This is a genomic window from Thalassotalea nanhaiensis (assembly GCF_031583575.1).
Lineage (GTDB): Bacteria > Pseudomonadota > Gammaproteobacteria > Enterobacterales > Alteromonadaceae > Thalassotalea_A > Thalassotalea_A nanhaiensis.
Genome location: NZ_CP134146.1, coordinates 2,547,490 through 2,564,814 on the forward strand (window position 1 = coordinate 2,547,490; position 17,325 = coordinate 2,564,814).

The following is a 17,325-nucleotide window of genomic DNA, read 5'->3' on the forward strand; positions in this document are numbered from 1 at the left end:
TTACCAATCTTATTTAGTTAGTACTGAATATCTACCTCAGGAAGTAATATGTTTAATCAAAAATTTTCACAAAAGCGAGCATTTGTTACTGGTGCTGCAAGTGGCCTAGGTTTAGAAATTTGTCAACAACTCGCCAAACAAAACTGGCGCTTGGCAATTGCCGACATCAATAGCGAACGTTTAGCCACAACAAAACTAGAACTTGAAAGCCTTGGTGCTGCTCAAGTTATCGATATAGAACTGGATGTAACCGACATTGAGGCAATGTTTTCTGCTGCCGAAACGATAGAGAAAGCATGGCAAGGTGTAGACTTACTGTTTAATAACGCTGGCATTGCTGGCGCAGGAAAGATGGAAGAAATAACGGGTACTGACTGGGAACGTGTTATCGACATCGACTTATGGAGTGTTATCTATGGTTGTCGTGCCTTCATTCCTATGATGAAAAAGCGAAAAAGTGGTCACATAATTAACACTGCATCAAGCGCAGGTACACTGTCAGCTGCAGAAATGGCTAATTACAATGTAGCCAAAGCCGGTGTTGTATCGTTATCTGAAACCTTAAAAGTAGAGTTATCACCAAATAATATTGGTGTAACTGTGCTGTGCCCTACCGTATTTAAAACTAACTTAGGTGAATCAGTTAGTGGTAAAACTGCATTTGAGCGAAACCTACAACAACAACTTAAAGAATCTAAAATTACTAGTGCAGATATAGTTCGCAGAACATTTGCGGCGATTAAATCAAATAAACTTTATGTAATGCCGCAAAGTGATGCAACCTGGGGCTGGCGTATTAAACGATTAATGCCAGAAACTTATGCCAAACTAATGGCTTACATGTATAGAAATCGCATTTGGATCTACAAACATTTGGATTGATCAATAAGCTGAAGGCCTAAGATAAAAACCCAGAAAATTTCTGGGTTTTGCAATTTTATAGAGAGTTAAAGTTATTTTAATGTTTATAAGTTTTCAACAATGTTCTGCACATTTTTATACCACCTAGAAATCTCTATGCAATGGCTTGGAACTTGCTCTTTTACCCAGTTTACAAAGTTACATATTACAAACAAATCAATATCTGCCTGACTAAGTTGCTCCCCAACTAAAAATGTCTTGTTTTCCAAAGCTCGGTTCATATCATCCCAAAATGCAGCTAAACGAAGTTTTCCTCTTGGAATTAACTGACTAATTTGTGGAATATTCACTCGCCCAGGAATAGCCCTGTCTTTAAAGGTTTCACCTTGATTACGCAATATTTCTGCGATTGGCATCACCCCTTCAGTATACAATTTATGCATTAACCCTATCACTTGCGCTGTTTCCAAGGCATCGTTTCCAAATAATGGTTTATTTGGATATTGGCGGTCTAAGTAATAACAAATGGCGATGGTATCGGTAAGTACTGTTCCATCTTCTAATGATAATACCGGTAAAGTGCAAGCAGGGTTAAGCGTCTTAAAATCATCAGCAAAGTGCTCTCCCTTAAGGATATCAACTTCAGTAGTTTCAAGAGTAATCCCTTTTAACTTTAATAAAATGGCTACTCGTTGTGGGTTAGGAGCTATTGAACAAGTATAAAAATGCATTGTTATTCCTTTGTTTTAATTATTTAATTACTATATCTAACTATAGGTTCTTTGGCTCGTAATTATGCATAAATTGAGTAGAACATTTAAAAAGCCGCCCTAAAATAGGCGGCCTCCTTACTTAATAATATCCGATAAACAGTAATGTTTAGGGCGCATGAGTTTTATTCTCACTTACCAAAGATACTGCGTGCAATTACTAGGCGTTGTACCTCGTTAGCACCCTCATATATTTCACCAATTTTACAATCTCGGTAGATGGCTTCTAATGGAAATTGTTGACCAGTTGCCGCTAACTCTTTAACAAAACCATAACCACCGCAAACCTGAATTGCATCGCGCACTAAATCGCCTGGTAAAGCACTACCAATAAGTTTAGCCATGGCGCACATTTGTTGCACTCCTGGACGCTTTTTATCTTCTACCATTGCAGCTTTTACATATAAGTTACGGGCATTTTCTAATTGTGTAGCGTACTCTGCAAACTTAAACTGCCAGTATTGAAATTGGCTGATCGGCTTACCAAAAATCTCACGCTTTTTCATATAATCAACGGCAAAATCGAATGCAGATTGCGCCATTCCCACACCACAGGCACCAATACCAACTCGGCCAAGGGTGAGAGAAGTCAGCGCGGATTTTAAACCTTTCCCTTCGATACCAACCAAGTTTTCGCTGGGTACAAACACATCATCAAAATACACATCGGCAGTTAATTGACAATGGTTACCCATTTTCTTATCAGGCTCTCCAACACTTGCCCCATCACTATTCATGTCGATTAAAAACATACTCATAGAGTCGTCCATTTTACACAGTACGAACATTTGCTGGGCTACCGGCGAGTTGGTGATCCAACGCTTACGGCCGGTTATTCGATAACCGCCATCAACCTTGGTTGCGATAGTTTGTAATGCTCTAACGCTTAAGTCGGTACTTGCAGCCGGCTCGCTGGTGGCAAACGCGCCAACAAGTTCACCACTGATAAGTTTTGGGAACAAACGTTGTTGAACCGCTGGTTTAGCATGTTTTAAGGTATGGCCAAATAAAATAAGTGGCACATCAATAATTGCTGCAGCAATGCCTGAACTTACATAGGCTATTTCTTCTAATAACACCATCGTTGCTAATGTTGGGTACTCCAGCCCTGCTCCACCATGTTCTTTCGCAAAAGGAATGGCCAGTAACCCTTCATCGCCCATTTGCTTTACCAGCTGCCAAGGAAACTTGTTTACATCTTCCGTTGTAGTGTTAATGTCATGAGCAATTGGTCGAATTACTCGATCGGCAAATTCACGCACCTTTTGGCGCACGGCAACGGTTTCTTCAGGTAACCAAATGTCGTCAAACATTTGCTCGCTTATTCTTACAGGATAATCACTCATATGAGCCTCTTTACTTCTGATTAATTGAGTTGATGCCACAAATAGCAGTTTGGTATTCTTGTTTTAACTGAGCTGCCAAGTCGCTAATTGAAAGTATGTTGTTAATAGCTGAAACACCTTGTCCAGCAGACCAAATATCCTTCCACGGTTTTTTCTGTGCAGGGTCTTTAACAGCTTCAGCCATTTCTGTGCCTATATCGAACCCTTCAGGTTTAGGTAAGTTATTTAAATCAAATCCAGCAGCTGTAACGCTTTGCTTAATAAAGTTGGCCGGAATTCCCGAAATGGCATTGGTATAAATAATGTCATCGGCTTTAGAATTTACAACTAGTTGTTTGTAAGACTCACTCACCTGACACTCTTTCGTAGCCAAAAATCGTGTGCCCATATAAGCAAGATCTACACCTAAACAACGAGCTGCTGCGACTTCCGCCCCCGTTGAAATACTGCCCGAAAGCAATAATGTTTTATCAAAAAATGTGCGTAGTTCTTGCACTAAAGCAAATGGGTGTAAACTGCCAGCATGACCACCTGCGCCCGTCGTAACAGCGATTAAACCGTCTACGCCTGCACCTTTAGCTTTGCGTCCATGACGAGCATTAACAACATCATGAAACACCACACCACCATAGGAATGAATCGCATCAACAACTGTGCTTATAGCGCCAAGCGAGGTAATAACCAACGGAACTTTATGCTTTACTAGCATGGCTAAGTCTTGTTCCATGCGCGCATTTGATTTATGAACAATTAAATTCACCCCAAATGGCGCAGCCTTTTTACCTGTGGTTTGTTCGAAATCGGCTAATGCTTGTTTGATTTGAACAATCCATTGTTCTAAGCCTTCAATAGTTCTTTGATTTGCAGCAGGAAAAGTACCGATGATCCCCTCGATACAATTAGCGATAACCATTTTAGGGGTTGACGCTAAAAACATTGGTGCACTAACAACTGGCAAAGATAATCTGCCAACAAATGATTCAGGTAACGGCATTACAAACTCTCATTTAAAAATAATGAGGTCATTGTAAATTCCCTCATCTAAAGTTAATATCACTACAAATGACAACTTTGTGGGGATAATAGACAAATGAGAGCGATTAAATGATTAAATTTGCCATTATTGCCTTAGATGGATGCTATGGCTCCAGCCTTCATGGCCTGGTAGATGTTTTAGTTGTTGCTAATGCCCACATTGCAAAAGAATCTGGCGATGACACGCCTTTTTTTAGCTGGCAATTTTTTACCAGTGCTCAGCAGAAAATTAGCACCAGTAACGGTTTAGAAATGAACGAGCCGTTAGTTGAACATTCAGAGCAAGTATTTGATGTGATCTTTATTCCCGGTATTTATTATCAAGGGGTTAAAGCGTTTTCTGAAAAGCTTAAAAGTTATCAAGATCTATATCAATGGCTACAAACACAGCATGAACAAGGGGCAGTAATTTGTGCTAATTGCACCTCTACATTTCTGTTAGCTCAATCCGGTCTATTAAAAGGTAAGCAGTGTACAACGATATGGTGGCTGGAACATTTATTTAAGCAGCGCTATAGCGACACATTACTGAACTTTGATGAACTAATTATTGAGGACTCTAACGTACTAACGGCAGGAGCAGCAACGTCTCACTTTCAGTTAGGTTTACGCTTGTTAAAACGTTTTACCTCAGAGTTAATCGTGCAACAAACGGCGAAAGCGATGTTAATTGATACTCGTACGGTGCATGTATCGCCGGAGCAATTACTTAACCTTGCCCGAGAACACAACAACCCTTTGGTCCAAAAAGCTCAGGAATGGATTAATGATCATTTACATGAACCGTTCACGGTAAAAGAGTTAGCAACACATATTGCCTGTACGGAGCGAACATTGACCCGACAGTTTAAGGACGTTTTAGCGGTGACGCCGGTAAAATATATACAAAACTTGAGAATAAACAGAGCTAAATACTTATTAGAAAATAGCGAGTTTAGCCTAGAGAAAATTATCGATAAAGTAGGCTATAAAGACCGTAGTACTTTTTCAAAGTTATTTAGCAGTCAAACGGGGCTGCCACCGATGAGTTATCGACGACAGTTTTCCAAAGCAGGTATGTCTTAACACATTATCAGCCATTAAAATTGATTCGAGTAAATAGTTTTGTCGCTTGAATTCGATTACTTACACCCAGCTTTTTATAAGCAACTTTTAAGTGTGATTTCACTGTATTTATTGATAAGAATAATTCATCGGCAATTTGCTGATTAGAAAAACCCTGACCCAATAATTCCATGACACTTTGTTCTTTTTTGGTTAGCTGTTCAAAACTGTTAGCATCAAAACTTTGCTCAACGCCCTGCCCTTCAAAAGACTCACAGACTTTAATAATAAATGCTTTTCGAATCACTGACAGTTCATTGTTTGACCAATCTTGTAAATAGCCAATCGCAATACTGTTAATTCGTGCAAAAGGTTGCAATAACTGCTTACTGGCAGCAATAGCGATGGCTTTCTTCAAATTAGCTTTCGCTGCAGCGGTATTTTCACTTAGGACATTCAGGTTAACTAAAGACAACAAACACTTAAGCTGAGGCAACACTCGCCCCGCATCCTCATAATATTTGCATTGTTCGGTAATGACTTGTTTCGCTTGTTCATATTCCCCTGCATCGGTTAATACCAAAGAATCTACAAGCGCTTCATTAACGATAGTGTGACCGGTTTGGTGTTGGTTTTTTATCATGTCTTGTTTGAAGTTTTGATAGAGGTTCAGTGCATCATCTCGGTTTCCATAAGAAAAATAATGCTCGATAACTTCATAAACCAAAGGCACTTTCGATAACGTTAATTGTCGTGGTCTTACCAATTCTCGAAATTGCTCAATCAATATTTCTTTTTGCTCTTGTTCACCTAAATCAGTAAGTAGTTGCAAATGAGCAGCATAATACCAAGACAAAAAGCTAGGCTCAGAAAGGTAGCTTACAATCGCTCCTGATTTACTAAACGCGGCTTTACTGCTTTGTAAATTCCCCTGATAATACGCGATGATACCTCGTAACACGGTTATAATATTATCAACCAAATAGTGGCCATCTTGATTAGCAATAAAATCATCAAGATAATCACACACTTGCAAGGCTTTATCTAAGTTACCAAACGATAACTCCATTACAGTTTGAGAAACACGTATCACTACTGTGCTATAAAACAATTGCCCACCACGGGCAAAAAACTCAGAATCATTAATTAAACTGTTTACTAATTCAAAATCATTGTTATGCATCGCCAGCAAGCAATATTCAGCACGTATTGAGTTTTCTGCATATGGCAGAGGTAATGGGCTTTTGGCCATTTCTGCTTTAAATATTTCTTCGTGTACAAAAACGGTATCATTGAACAACCCCATAGCACCGCTTATTGCAATTAAAGGGCTATGGTAACTTGCAGCAAGCTCTGGGTTGTCTTCAACAATTTTCTTCATTGATAAGACAACATTATGAGCGTTTTTGTTTTGATAATTCAGTGCATAAATCCAACCAAGCAATACCAAAATAAACGGGTTAGTGTTTAATACCGACATTGGGATTTTCTTGATCAATTTTTTAAATCCCGGAAAATTACCGCTGGCAATTATTTCAAGCCCTCTATCTTCAATTATATTCACTGCCGCTTCAAACAGTTCAGCTTTAATGAACTGTTCAGCGGCCTCAACATGAAGGTTTTGCTTTAACATCCAATGAGCTGCATTTTGATGCAGCTTAAAGCTGTTAATTTGAGGACTTTCTTTTAATTGTTTGTTTAAAAATTCCCGCATCAACGGATGAATAGAGAAAGACTGCATATGAGCAGGCAAAGATGGATCATTAAACTGGGTAATGGGAATCACATTTATAATGCGCTTACTAAAATTTTCTCTCCCAATCAGCGCCTTAATTAAATCATCCGACAAGTACTCTGTAATCGATAACGAAATAAGATCTTGCTGCTCTTGTTCACTCAACGCCGATAAAATATCCTGATAAAAATATTCAGCTAGCGTGGTATTGGTATTGGAGAATTCTTTAACCCAATTACGCGACTTAACATGCCAATCGTCACTGTAAATACTCGGCCCAACAATTGCTGGCCAACCATCAGTTCGATTTACAACTAACTCGATTTCATGATCAGTTAAGGTATTGAGTGAGGATAACTCGGATATATGCTTAATTTCATCACTGGAAAATGATAAATCTTGCTGATTTATTTTAATAATTTTTTCAGAAATCACCCCTTTTGCTGTTGCAAAAGGTGGCTCTATGCGACTAGCCACAATCACCTGAATATTTCTTGGTGACTGCAAGCAAAGCTCACTAATAAAATCAATGACACATGGTTCATTGATTAAATGCAGATCATCAAAGAAAAAACAGATGTCTCGCTCTGATGCTTCTAATTGTTCAAACAATCGATGGCTAAAACGCACAAATGATATGTTTTCATCATAAACAAGTGTGTCATCAATAAGCTTTTGCGATCTCAGTTCATTTAAAAAGTATACCGCAAAGTAATCAAAAATATTATCGTCTGCGTTACAACTAAGCCATACAACCGCTTTGTCGCTCTTTTCAAAAAGATGAGCAAACTCAGTCATTAAGTACGTCTTTCCATAACCACCAGGCGCTTTAATAAATACTGATTTAGTATTATTTTCCAGCTTATTGGTAATTTTATTTATTAAGCACTTACGGCTTACTAAATTGCTCGGTTTTATTGGAACTAAATATTTCTGCATCTATAAAATTTAGCATAGATAAATGCATATGTAATTGAAATAAAAGCTATTAGAAACAAATAACAATAAATGTACTTGCATTGAGTAGCTTTTTTTAAATCTTGATTAAAATTAGCTCAGTATGCCTATGCAGTATTCCCATATATTTTTCAGATTAAGCTTTCTTTTAAATAGTTTACTAAAATAAACAACCTAAACGACGATAAATAACAACTATTTTTCTACGTAAAAATCAATTTCTGCATGTGCTTTTTCTAATTCATCAATGCCAAAAGCTCTTACTGCTCCGATAACGCCATACTCATTGATTTCGCCTGCTTTTATTTTACTCGCCATCCAAGCCATGATTTCACCGGTGTAGTAATACATATTATGGCCTTTAAGATTGTATTCTTGTATTAACGCTCCATCTTTATCATAAGCTTGGGCAATAACCAGAGAAGGATCTTCATCCTTTGCGGTAATTTTAGGGCATGTTCTTTGCGGCACTTTAATGGCAGATAGCAATTTTTTTGTAAACTTCAAATAAGTCCTGCTTTTCAATAGTTTATGTTGGAGTTTATTGAAACCTGCGATCATACCGCCAAATTTTCCAAACCAACCAAGATAAACGTTAACATTAGATAAATGCGGGTAAAGAGTCGGTAGTTCATAACCTTCTGTACCAGCTACAGAGATACCTTTAACAATTTTTCCATCAGTCTTTATGGTATGTGATTTTGCACCTAAAAAGTGCTGATAATGCTTGTTATCGTTATAAAACACACCTTTTTCTGTAAGAGCACCGAATAAAGATGAAATGGTGCCTGTTGTCAGATTCGCAAATCTTCCCTGTTGATTGGTATAGAAAATATTGACTGTTGATACTTTTTCATCGAGATCATTGGCTAACTTAGCACCAAGAAACTGGCCTGGTACATAATCAAATCCACTACTCGTCAAAATCAAAGACTGACTATTTTTTAACTGATCTTTATATTCATCATATACATGAGTAATAAAAGTTGGTTCACCATTAGAATCAATATAATGAGCACCCTTTTCAATGGCAACTTTCACAGGTATTCTTCCTAACTCATTAAAAGGTCCAACCGTAGAAATAAGCAGATCCCCTTCATTAACTACCTCCGCTAAATCATCAAAATTTTGTGCGTCAGCGATATGTATAGGTAAACTATCATACTGACTCGAAAGAACAGTAAGCTTTTCCTTACTTCGACCAACGAGTATTGGTTTTATATTTTTTTTCGTTAACTGCTCTAATACAAGCTTTCCCGTTGTGCCAGTTGCACCTAGTAATATAATGTTCATGATTTTCTCATATAAGATTAAGATTGATTTGAGTAGCGCTTATCAATGAATGACGTAATTAAGTTATGAACGTTAACCTTTTACATAACGAACATATTCTAAAAATAATAAAGAATAAACAAGATCTAAAAATACCAAACCTGCCAATCCCATTGGCAATTGGTCTGCGAAAGCAAAGGTACTGAACACACCGAAAAATACCAATTTACCAATTAGGCTCACTGTTGATAGAGCTCTGCTATATTCTGTTTGAATATTTTGGCTGATATACAAATAAACGAAACCAAAAAGCAACACCAATAAAGCCACTAATATTCTAAATGCATCAAACAAAGCAGATGGTTGGATATTTTCACCGCCGATGAATACATAGAACTCAGAAAACATAAACAACAGCGTAGAACCCGCAAAAAAGTTAAATATCGCAGCGGATAGAAACATGTTTCGATAATAATTCAATCGATGACTAGACATAAAGTCTCTTAGCCTGAAAATACAAAAGGATTAACAAATTTAATTAATTTGTCACAAATGAAATACTACCCTTTTGGGTGAATATTTAATAACCAGGTGGGTTTACTTAATTTAAAATTATAGATAAAAATGCCAGTCTAAATAGATTGGCATTCTCATCATTGGGCTTGTTTTAACCTTACGGTATTTACACCTAAAACCAATTGGCCATAACATTTTCGACCACAGGAGAAATTCTAAACGTAAGCATCCAATCTGGCCCAAAGTCTTCACTCTTTTCAACATAATAATCAAGTTCAACACTTAGTTTCCAAGGTCGTTCATTCCACTGTACCGTTCTACCTACATTGAAATTCAATGGCACAGTCCATTGATCATCTTCCCAATCATAGGTAAAAGTTGGTTGAGTGCCATAATTCCAACCACCTCCTGGTAAAGCAACAAGAAATATTTGCGACGTTGACTGACTGACATCAACATCGCCAGCGACATCCCAATGATGAAACGCTAACAGACCTACTGCACTTGTCGGGTTCATTTTTACGTAGTAATACTCTGGCCCTAAAGTGGTTGTTTCACCTTGGCCTATCTTTTCATCTCCAGTAGGTAATGTCATATATGTACCAAATGCGTGGGAGACGCCATCGACAGCTTTTGGTGAATACATTAAATCAATACTCGAATCACCAATGCCACTTTCATCGCTAAAGTCTGTGCCAGTAAACACCGGAGTGTCCAAATAAAAAGGGATAGCCGGTCTAAAAAGTATTTTTGCGCCGTTATCTAAGGGGAAAGGCATAGACGGTTGAAATAAAATTGAATTACTTTGCTGCCCATTAGCGTTTGGTAAGTTACCTTCATACGTACGGGTTTGAAATTTAAAATGTAAGCTCGCTAGCGCCGACGTTGGGTTAGCCAGCTCTTTTGCAACTTCATCGGTAGATTGTTCGTTAGCGGCGAATACGTTCAAGCTCAGCGCACTTAACATTAATGCAAATATTACTTTGGACATTTTATTTATTCCTTTAGCAAATGGCAGGCATACCAAATTTAATTGATATGCCTGACCACATTGTAGTTAACCTAAGCGAAATACTGCTACTTTACTAGGGTAAAATCACTTGGCGCCCAAGTTTTATCAAACCATGGTTGTAATGGCCCGTATAAACGTAACATGGCAAACCATGCCTTACCTGGTGTCGTTTCAGTGAAGTTCGCTGCTGGTTTTCCTTTTGGCAACTGAGGGCCAAAGTATAACGTTACTGAGCCATCTTGGTTATACACTAAATCATCGCGCTTATTGTTCTTACTTGGATACTTAGAGCCTCCAGGTACTTGCAATTCTGAACGTGTTTGTGGGTCATATGCTACCATTGACCAAAAATCTTTTGCCGGTGCATCTGCTGGCAGCGTCACTTGATAGGTTTTTTCACCGTATAAAATTTCACCGTTTTGATCGCCAGTAGTCAAAGCATAATTAGAGCCTACTCCAGGGATTTGTAATGCCATTGCAGGTGTATTTACCGTCGCTAAATAGAAAAACAATGTGCGTGCGTCCATATTACGACCGCCTTCCCCACCATCTTTTAACCATCGATAATCACGACCGATAAAGCCAGTAAACCACTGCTTGCCTTCAAATAAATAAGCTGATTGTTCACGTGTTTTAAAGGCAATACTACGTGCAGTTGCATTACCCACCTCAACCGCATCTTCTAATATCGCTTTCATGCGAGCATCAGGGTTAAAAGGCTTACCTTTTTGTAATCCAATAGCTGCGGCTTGCCCACGTAACTCTGGCTCTAAAAATGAAACAGGTTCTTTTTGCAGTACATGCCATAGCTCTTCATAAAACTTATAGTCATTGGCATGAACAGTATTAAAGAACTTGCCAGAGCCGTTAGTAAATTTCATCTCTTTAGGGTTCTTAGCATCTTTTAGAGGGTATATTTTTAAGCCTGTACGCCACATGTTTGATGCATGGTCAGGTTTACCGTCTTTTAAGAAACCACGTAAGATCAACCAGTTATTGTAACTGGTTGATTGTGCCACCCATACTTTAGTTTCTTTACCACCAACCATCACAGTTGCGCGGGTATCCGTACCTCGATGTTCCATGCCGTTTAAAGTTGGTGTTAAATCGCCTTTATAATCAGGTGGCAAAATTATGTATGTTCCACCTTTCTTCGCGTCAGGACCTGGTGCTCCCATATCTACAACAAAACGGAAAAATGCATCATTAACAGTACCAGGGCCAGCACCTGCTGGTATTTCAACGACAGTAGCGCCATCTCTCTCTAAATCCAGCATTGCCGCAGCATAAACAGTATCGGTATTGCCGGTTAAAAATAATGGTGTCGAGTCCATTAAATCATCAAAAACGAGTACTTCGTTAGAGTCATCAACGCCAACACTTTTCATACCTATACGAATACCTTCAACAGAGGTTGCCGGAATAAAGTTTAAAAACACATCAACACCACGAATAAAATCTAAGTTGTCATAGACTTTTTGTAGTGTTTCGTCGGTAGGAATACCATCATAAAACTTTAAATCACCTATGCGTGTTTCCACCGTGCCAGGCGTCATAATTTCAGTCGGTATAATTTCGTTAAAGCCTTTCGTTGGTTGCTCTTTTGCCATTGATTGAGCAGGTATAAGAAATGATGCAACCAACGCAATTGTAACAGCCAGTGTAGTCAATTTTTTAGAAAATTTAGCCATTTGAGTTTCCTTGATTAAGTAATTGCGATAAATGATATACCTACAATTGCTGTTTGAATAATTGTTTGTTTTCATCAAGAATTATGCATAAAGGTTATAAAATAAAAAGACAAAGATGCAACATATGCATTTTACTAATCATCACTTAATAAACGCCAAAGATGCTTAATATCAGGCTTTAGGTTTATGCAATGTGGGTTAATGCTTAATTTTCTTACGAAACTGTGCAGGTGATATTTGATAGATTTTACTAAATTGAGTAGTGAGATGGCTTTGACTACTAAACCCAAGATTTGTCGCTACCTGACTTATGCTGAAGCTACTATGAATTAACAGCTCCCTCGCCCTATTTAATCGTGTGGTTAAAATAAACTGATGCACAGTTTGGCCCATAACATCATTGAATATTTTACGAAAATAAGATTCACTCACCGATAACTCATTGGCGAGCAATGACACACTTAACCGTTCACTTAAGTGTGAATGTATGTATTCAACACTTTTTCGAACACGGTTTAATTGCAACGAATGAGATTTAAATCTATGGGTGTTTTGTTTTAAAAGTATCCGTTTAGTATGCAATAAAATTGTTTTATAAATGGCATCAATGTACTGCTGTTCTGCTTTACTTTGTTGTTGAGCAATCACTAGCAGCTGCCTAATTAACGCATCAAGGACCGGATCGCCGATCATCACAACTGAAACAAGCATAGTGGCCATTTGGTATAACTGCATTGCTAAAGGACTGGTACTTGGATCAATGACTAACAAAGCAAAATCTACATCGCCTAACATGGCAAAAGCGGTTTCAACACCTGCAGGAAAAATGGTTATGGCACTTGTTGTTGATAAATCTTGCTTACCTTCTGTTGTAAAGGTTTTAATATGAGCACCAGAAAACTGTACGCCAAGAACAAAACTTTGTAGGGGGGGCACGTGACCTTTAACTTCACTGCAAACATATCTTTCTACACCAAAACTCTGATCTTTCCCCATGATAAAACTGGCAACTGGTACAGTTGATAATAACTTTTGTATTGTTTGTTTGGTTCGTTTGATGTTTGAATTTTGCAATTTTTGCCCTTAACCAAATAAAGCGTTTTTTATAAAATACAGCAACTTTTTATAAAAGACCATCATTTATATCTACGTTATTCTGTTGTTAACGACTAGATAATAATATTTTAAGGGATATAAATGGCTTCACATCAGGTTAAATTTCATTTTAGCGACAGTCAGCAAACTGAATTCATTATTAATGAGCAAGAGAATTTATTAGAAAAAGCAGAACAACATGGGGTGTATTTAGCCAACGACTGTCGTGAGGGGTTGTGCGGGGTTTGTGCAGGTAATTGCATTAAGGGTAAATATCATCTCACTGAAGATACCGCTCTTAGCCAACATGAAAAAGACAATGGCATGGTACTACCTTGTACTATGCATGTTAATAGCGATACAGAGCTACATTTTGATTACCCCAAAAGCCTTTGCAAGCCGGGTATTGACATTACCATAACTGCTATCGTTATTGCATATGAAGAAATCTCACAAAACACGGCAAAGCTCGTTCTTAAAGCTGCGACTCCAATTAACCAACTTAATTATCAGCCTGGTCAATTTGTTTCGATGAATATACCTGGCAGTGAAGACTGGCGCAGTTACTCCTTTGCCAATGTCAGCAATAGTGAAAACCAGTGGGAGTTTATCATTCGTTTATTACCCCATGGTGTGATGAGTGATTACTTGCGCGATACCATTAAGGTTGGTGATAACATTGAGTTAAAACAACCTAATGGCAGTTTTTACTTAAGAAAGATAACTCGCCCAACATTATTTTTTGCCGGCGGTACGGGGATTTCTGCCATTATCGTCATGCTAAAACAACTCGCCCAGCAAGCAAACTCCACGAGTCAGCCGATCTCTTTATATTACGGTGTTAACCAAGTGGCTGAGTTTTGCTGTAGTGATGAACTAGCCATATTACAAGCAGCATTACCCAACCTTTCAATTTATTTGATTCCTGTAGAGCCAACAGAAAATTGGCAAGGTCCAACAGGCTTTGTCACCGACATTTTATCAAAAGATGACTGTTTCAATGGGGACGCTGATTGCTATATGTGTGGTCCTCCACCAATGCTAAACGCTATTGAATCATGGTTTAAAGAGCATGAACTAATTAATACCAAGTTTTATTCTGAAAAGTTTGTCGCCACGCAAGCAACCGCGAAATCAAAAGTACCTGCCGAGCAAACGGTGATTAACAAACCTGACTTAGGTAAACAGTATCAACGAGCGGTTGTTATTGGCGGTAGTATCGCCGGCATGGTTGCAGCCAGAGTTTTAAGCGAAACATTTCAACAAGTAATTGTATTAGAGCGCGACAAACATCACCATATTGATGAAGTTAGACATAGCACACCACAGGCACATCATGCCCACCACCTATTACAGCGTGGTCAACGTGAGTTAGATGCCCTATTCCCTAACTTTTTAACCGATTTACAAAACGCGGGAACACAAGCCTATGACTCATCACGAGACTATCGAATTTTTCAACATGGCCACTGGAAACACGTGTTCGAGTCAAACATTCCAATTATGGCAGCGCCACGTCGTATCTTTGAAACTGTATTACGCAGGCAATTAAATAATTACAATAATATTAGTTATCAATATTCATCTGAAGTTGAAGATGTTTTGATGAGTGCAGATAACTCAACGGTGCAAGGTATTGCACTTAAAAGTGGTGAGCACATAAAGGCCGATTTAGTAATTGATGCATCAGGTAAAAACACTAAATTACCTAAGTTGATGACTAATCATGGCTTTGATGCACCAGAGGAAACAGATCAAAACGTAAATATTTACTACACAACCTGTTTATTTGAATTAACACCTGAACAAGTACCAGACTGGGGCATGTTACTTTTATATGGACGCAGACCAACAAATAAAGCGATTGGCTATGCGGCGCTATATGGTCAGGACAAACGTAATTTGTTGATCACCATAGGCGCCTATGATTGCCATGAAGTGATCCGCAGCCATGATGAATTTTTAGTTAGAGCAAAGGGGTTGGTAAGAGATGATATTTATAAGTTTATTAAAGAATTGAAGCCAACAATTGAGCCTAAAACCTTTAAGTATCCAAAAATGTTTCGTCGTCATTATGAAAAGCTAAAGCGAGTGCCTAATGGTTTCATTGCCATTGGTGATGCGTTGGGCAGCGCAGATCCTATTTCTGGTGCCGGTATGACTAAAGCCATATTAGAAGCACAAGGGTTAAAAAAAATCCTTTCTAAAAAGCCTAAGCGAGTGGAGAGTATTGCAAAGCAATATTATAAAAACTCAGCAAAATTATTTGACTACATATGGTTTGTTATTAGTGAGCAAAACCTGCGCTACCCTTGGGTAAATGGTAAACGCCCTTTTTATACGCCATTATTGACTTGGTATGTAAACCAAGTATTAGATTTGGCCAGTAAAGATGCAGATGCATTTCGAGGCTATTTGCATGTGGCGCATTTAAATAAGCACGTGTTAACGCTATTAAAGCCAGGGATGATTTTAAAAGTGATTAAAAATGCATTATTTAGCTCAAAAGCAACGCATGAAGAACAGGTTAAACAGATGAGTGCGAATTAACTAAGAATTAATTTATATAATTCGCATGCTTCTTTTATAAAAAACGCTTATTTAATTTTGTGGTTACTTAAACTGGGGTAGCGTTACTCTATAAGATTATAAATTGAATTAGAGTTAATATTAAATGAAAGACCAGTATTTTAAATTGTGTGCATTGTGCGGACCGATGTTTTGTATAATGTTCATGGTAGGTTTTATTGGCTTTGCTGGATTTATGCCCCCTTTGCCACCATCCGCTACCGCAGTAGAAATTGCCAACATATACATCGTCGATAACGCTAGCATAAAAACTGGATTGATCATTATGATGATAGGGCTGAGCTTTTCGATACCATTTGTGTCAGCAATAGTGACTCGAATGAAGCAAATGAGAAACTCTAGCTCTACCCTGGTTACAACCTTCATCATTGTTAGTGCGGCAGTTGCCGGACTTTTATTTATTTTGATTTGTGCCTGGGCGGTTGCGAGTTATCGCATAGACCGAAGTCCTGAAATTATTCAAGCATTCAATGACTTTGCCTTTATTTTGCTAATTTGGCCAGTGTCACTTATTCCTGTTTCATACATATCACTAGGGTTAGCGGTGTTAAGTGATGATAAAAACACACCAATTTTTCCTCGTTGGTTTGCTTTTCTAAACTTTTGGTTTGCAGTATTAGCTTATGGCGGCTGTTTGTTGATATTTTTTGTAGACGGACCATTTGCTTGGGATGGGCTAATCGCCTTTTGGATCCCTGCCGTTGCTTTCTTTGGATGGTACATTGTAACAAGTGTTGTATTGCTACAATCGAACGATCCAGCTGAACTAGTTTCACAACTCTAAATGATATCTACAAATAAAGCTGAAAGTTTCTCTGTGCAAGTTAAAAGTAATGTTAAGCAAACTTACCTACCAAGTGAGCTTGGTGTGTGGATGTTTGTGTTTGGTGATATGTTAGTGTTCACGTTATTGTTTGGTTCATATGCTTGGGAACGAAGTCAGCAACATAGCTTATTTGTTACCTCACAAGCAGAGCTTAGCCAAACCATCGGTGTTATTAATACATTGTTATTACTCACGGGTTCATTATTTGTGGTGTTGGCGTTACATGCAGCTAGAATCGGTCGATTTGCTTTGGTAAATAAACTGCTATTAGCAGCTATCTTTACTGGCATAACCTTTTTCATTAATAAATTATTTGAATACAGTGACAAAGTAAGTAATGATTTTACTTTACTCACTAATGATTTTTTCATGTTTTACTACATGTTAACCGGTATACACTTATTACATGTAATTGTTGCTACTGGGGTTTTAGTGTTTATATGGAAAAGGTTAAAAGCAAATCAATCCCCATTAAGCAAAGACTCTATTAAGCATTTAGAAAGTGGTGGTATTGTTTGGCATATGGTCGATTTATTATGGATAGCACTTTTTTCTTTACTATATTTGATTAAATAA

At 38.0% G+C, this 17,325-nt stretch carries 14 protein-coding genes; 5 read left to right on the forward strand and 9 right to left on the reverse strand.

The annotated features are described in order from the left end of the window. Positions 1–48 precede the first annotated feature (48 nt). Positions 49–882, forward strand: coding sequence for an SDR family NAD(P)-dependent oxidoreductase (locus RI845_RS11200; RefSeq protein ID WP_348386254.1), 834 nt, complete (start codon positions 49–51; stop codon positions 880–882). A gap of 83 nt (positions 883–965) precedes the next feature. Here RI845_RS11200 and RI845_RS11205 read toward each other — a convergent pair whose 3' ends face one another. From RI845_RS11205 to RI845_RS11215, 3 genes are all read right to left on the reverse strand, one after another. Beyond that, positions 966–1,592, reverse strand: a complete 627-nt coding sequence (locus RI845_RS11205) for a glutathione S-transferase family protein (protein ID WP_348386255.1) — start codon at positions 1,590–1,592, stop codon at positions 966–968. A gap of 170 nt (positions 1,593–1,762) precedes the next feature. Then, complete coding sequence (locus RI845_RS11210) at positions 1,763–2,977, reverse strand: acyl-CoA dehydrogenase family protein (protein WP_348386256.1); 1,215 nt, start codon at positions 2,975–2,977, stop codon at positions 1,763–1,765. Positions 2,978–2,987: 10 nt separating this feature from the next. Further along, the gene (locus RI845_RS11215; protein WP_348386257.1) at positions 2,988–3,971 is read right to left on the reverse strand and encodes an NAD(P)H-dependent flavin oxidoreductase; all 984 of its coding nucleotides are present in this window, start codon (positions 3,969–3,971) and stop codon (positions 2,988–2,990) included. 110 nt (positions 3,972–4,081) lie between these two features. On the opposite strand from RI845_RS11215, the gene RI845_RS11220 reads away from it, so the two are divergent. Next, positions 4,082–5,077, forward strand: coding sequence for a GlxA family transcriptional regulator (locus tag RI845_RS11220; RefSeq protein WP_348386258.1), 996 nt, complete (start codon positions 4,082–4,084; stop codon positions 5,075–5,077). A gap of 7 nt (positions 5,078–5,084) precedes the next feature. Here the strand turns inward: RI845_RS11220 and RI845_RS11225 are convergent, their stop codons facing one another. The 6 genes from RI845_RS11225 to RI845_RS11250 all read right to left on the reverse strand — a co-directional run bounded on the left by RI845_RS11225 (position 5,085) and on the right by RI845_RS11250 (position 13,313). After that, positions 5,085–7,730 (reverse strand): LuxR C-terminal-related transcriptional regulator, encoded by a 2,646-nt coding sequence (locus RI845_RS11225; RefSeq protein ID WP_348386259.1) that lies wholly within the window; start codon positions 7,728–7,730, stop codon positions 5,085–5,087. Between the two features lie 213 nt (positions 7,731–7,943). Continuing rightward, positions 7,944–9,041 (reverse strand): saccharopine dehydrogenase NADP-binding domain-containing protein, encoded by a 1,098-nt coding sequence (locus RI845_RS11230; RefSeq protein WP_348386260.1) that lies wholly within the window; start codon positions 9,039–9,041, stop codon positions 7,944–7,946. A 72-nt stretch (positions 9,042–9,113) separates the two neighbouring features. Next, entirely contained in the window at positions 9,114–9,515 is a 402-nt protein-coding gene (locus RI845_RS11235) for a hypothetical protein (protein WP_348386261.1), read from the reverse strand. A 193-nt stretch (positions 9,516–9,708) separates the two neighbouring features. Further along, positions 9,709–10,527, reverse strand: coding sequence for a hypothetical protein (locus tag RI845_RS11240; protein ID WP_348386262.1), 819 nt, complete (start codon positions 10,525–10,527; stop codon positions 9,709–9,711). An 86-nt stretch (positions 10,528–10,613) separates the two neighbouring features. Further along, positions 10,614–12,239: a DUF1254 domain-containing protein gene (locus RI845_RS11245; protein ID WP_348386263.1), complete on the reverse strand. Its 1,626-nt coding sequence runs from the start codon at positions 12,237–12,239 to the stop codon at positions 10,614–10,616. Between the two features lie 198 nt (positions 12,240–12,437). Next, positions 12,438–13,313, reverse strand: coding sequence for a helix-turn-helix transcriptional regulator (locus tag RI845_RS11250; protein WP_348386264.1), 876 nt, complete (start codon positions 13,311–13,313; stop codon positions 12,438–12,440). 123 nt (positions 13,314–13,436) lie between these two features. Here RI845_RS11250 and RI845_RS11255 point away from each other — a divergent pair, with 123 nt between their 5' ends. The 3 genes from RI845_RS11255 (at position 13,437) to RI845_RS11265 (ending at position 17,325) form a co-directional block, all read left to right on the forward strand. Further along, positions 13,437–15,884, forward strand: coding sequence for an FAD-binding oxidoreductase (locus RI845_RS11255; RefSeq protein WP_348386265.1), 2,448 nt, complete (start codon positions 13,437–13,439; stop codon positions 15,882–15,884). Between the two features lie 124 nt (positions 15,885–16,008). Beyond that, entirely contained in the window at positions 16,009–16,707 is a 699-nt protein-coding gene (locus RI845_RS11260) for a hypothetical protein (protein ID WP_348386266.1), read from the forward strand. Further along, on the forward strand, positions 16,708–17,325 hold the full coding sequence (locus tag RI845_RS11265) for a cytochrome c oxidase subunit 3 (protein ID WP_348386267.1): 618 nt from the start codon (positions 16,708–16,710) through the stop codon (positions 17,323–17,325).

Excerpts from the sequence above, each read along its gene's own strand:
- RI845_RS11255 (WP_348386265.1), top strand. The coding sequence starts at position 13,437 with ATGGCTTCACATCAGGTTAAATTTCATTTTAGCGACAGTCAGCAAACT.
- RI845_RS11235 (WP_348386261.1), bottom strand. The coding sequence starts at position 9,515 with ATGTCTAGTCATCGATTGAATTATTATCGAAACATGTTTCTATCCGCT.
- RI845_RS11205 (WP_348386255.1), bottom strand. The coding sequence starts at position 1,592 with ATGCATTTTTATACTTGTTCAATAGCTCCTAACCCACAACGAGTAGCC.
- RI845_RS11245 (WP_348386263.1), bottom strand. The coding sequence starts at position 12,239 with ATGGCTAAATTTTCTAAAAAATTGACTACACTGGCTGTTACAATTGCG.
- RI845_RS11200 (WP_348386254.1), top strand. The coding sequence starts at position 49 with ATGTTTAATCAAAAATTTTCACAAAAGCGAGCATTTGTTACTGGTGCT.
- RI845_RS11260 (WP_348386266.1), top strand. The coding sequence starts at position 16,009 with ATGAAAGACCAGTATTTTAAATTGTGTGCATTGTGCGGACCGATGTTT.
- RI845_RS11230 (WP_348386260.1), bottom strand. The coding sequence starts at position 9,041 with ATGAACATTATATTACTAGGTGCAACTGGCACAACGGGAAAGCTTGTA.
- RI845_RS11265 (WP_348386267.1), top strand. The coding sequence starts at position 16,708 with ATGATATCTACAAATAAAGCTGAAAGTTTCTCTGTGCAAGTTAAAAGT.
- RI845_RS11240 (WP_348386262.1), bottom strand. The coding sequence starts at position 10,527 with ATGTCCAAAGTAATATTTGCATTAATGTTAAGTGCGCTGAGCTTGAAC.
- RI845_RS11210 (WP_348386256.1), bottom strand. The coding sequence starts at position 2,977 with ATGAGTGATTATCCTGTAAGAATAAGCGAGCAAATGTTTGACGACATT.
- RI845_RS11220 (WP_348386258.1), top strand. The coding sequence starts at position 4,082 with ATGATTAAATTTGCCATTATTGCCTTAGATGGATGCTATGGCTCCAGC.
- RI845_RS11215 (WP_348386257.1), bottom strand. The coding sequence starts at position 3,971 with ATGCCGTTACCTGAATCATTTGTTGGCAGATTATCTTTGCCAGTTGTT.
- RI845_RS11225 (WP_348386259.1), bottom strand. The coding sequence starts at position 7,730 with ATGCAGAAATATTTAGTTCCAATAAAACCGAGCAATTTAGTAAGCCGT.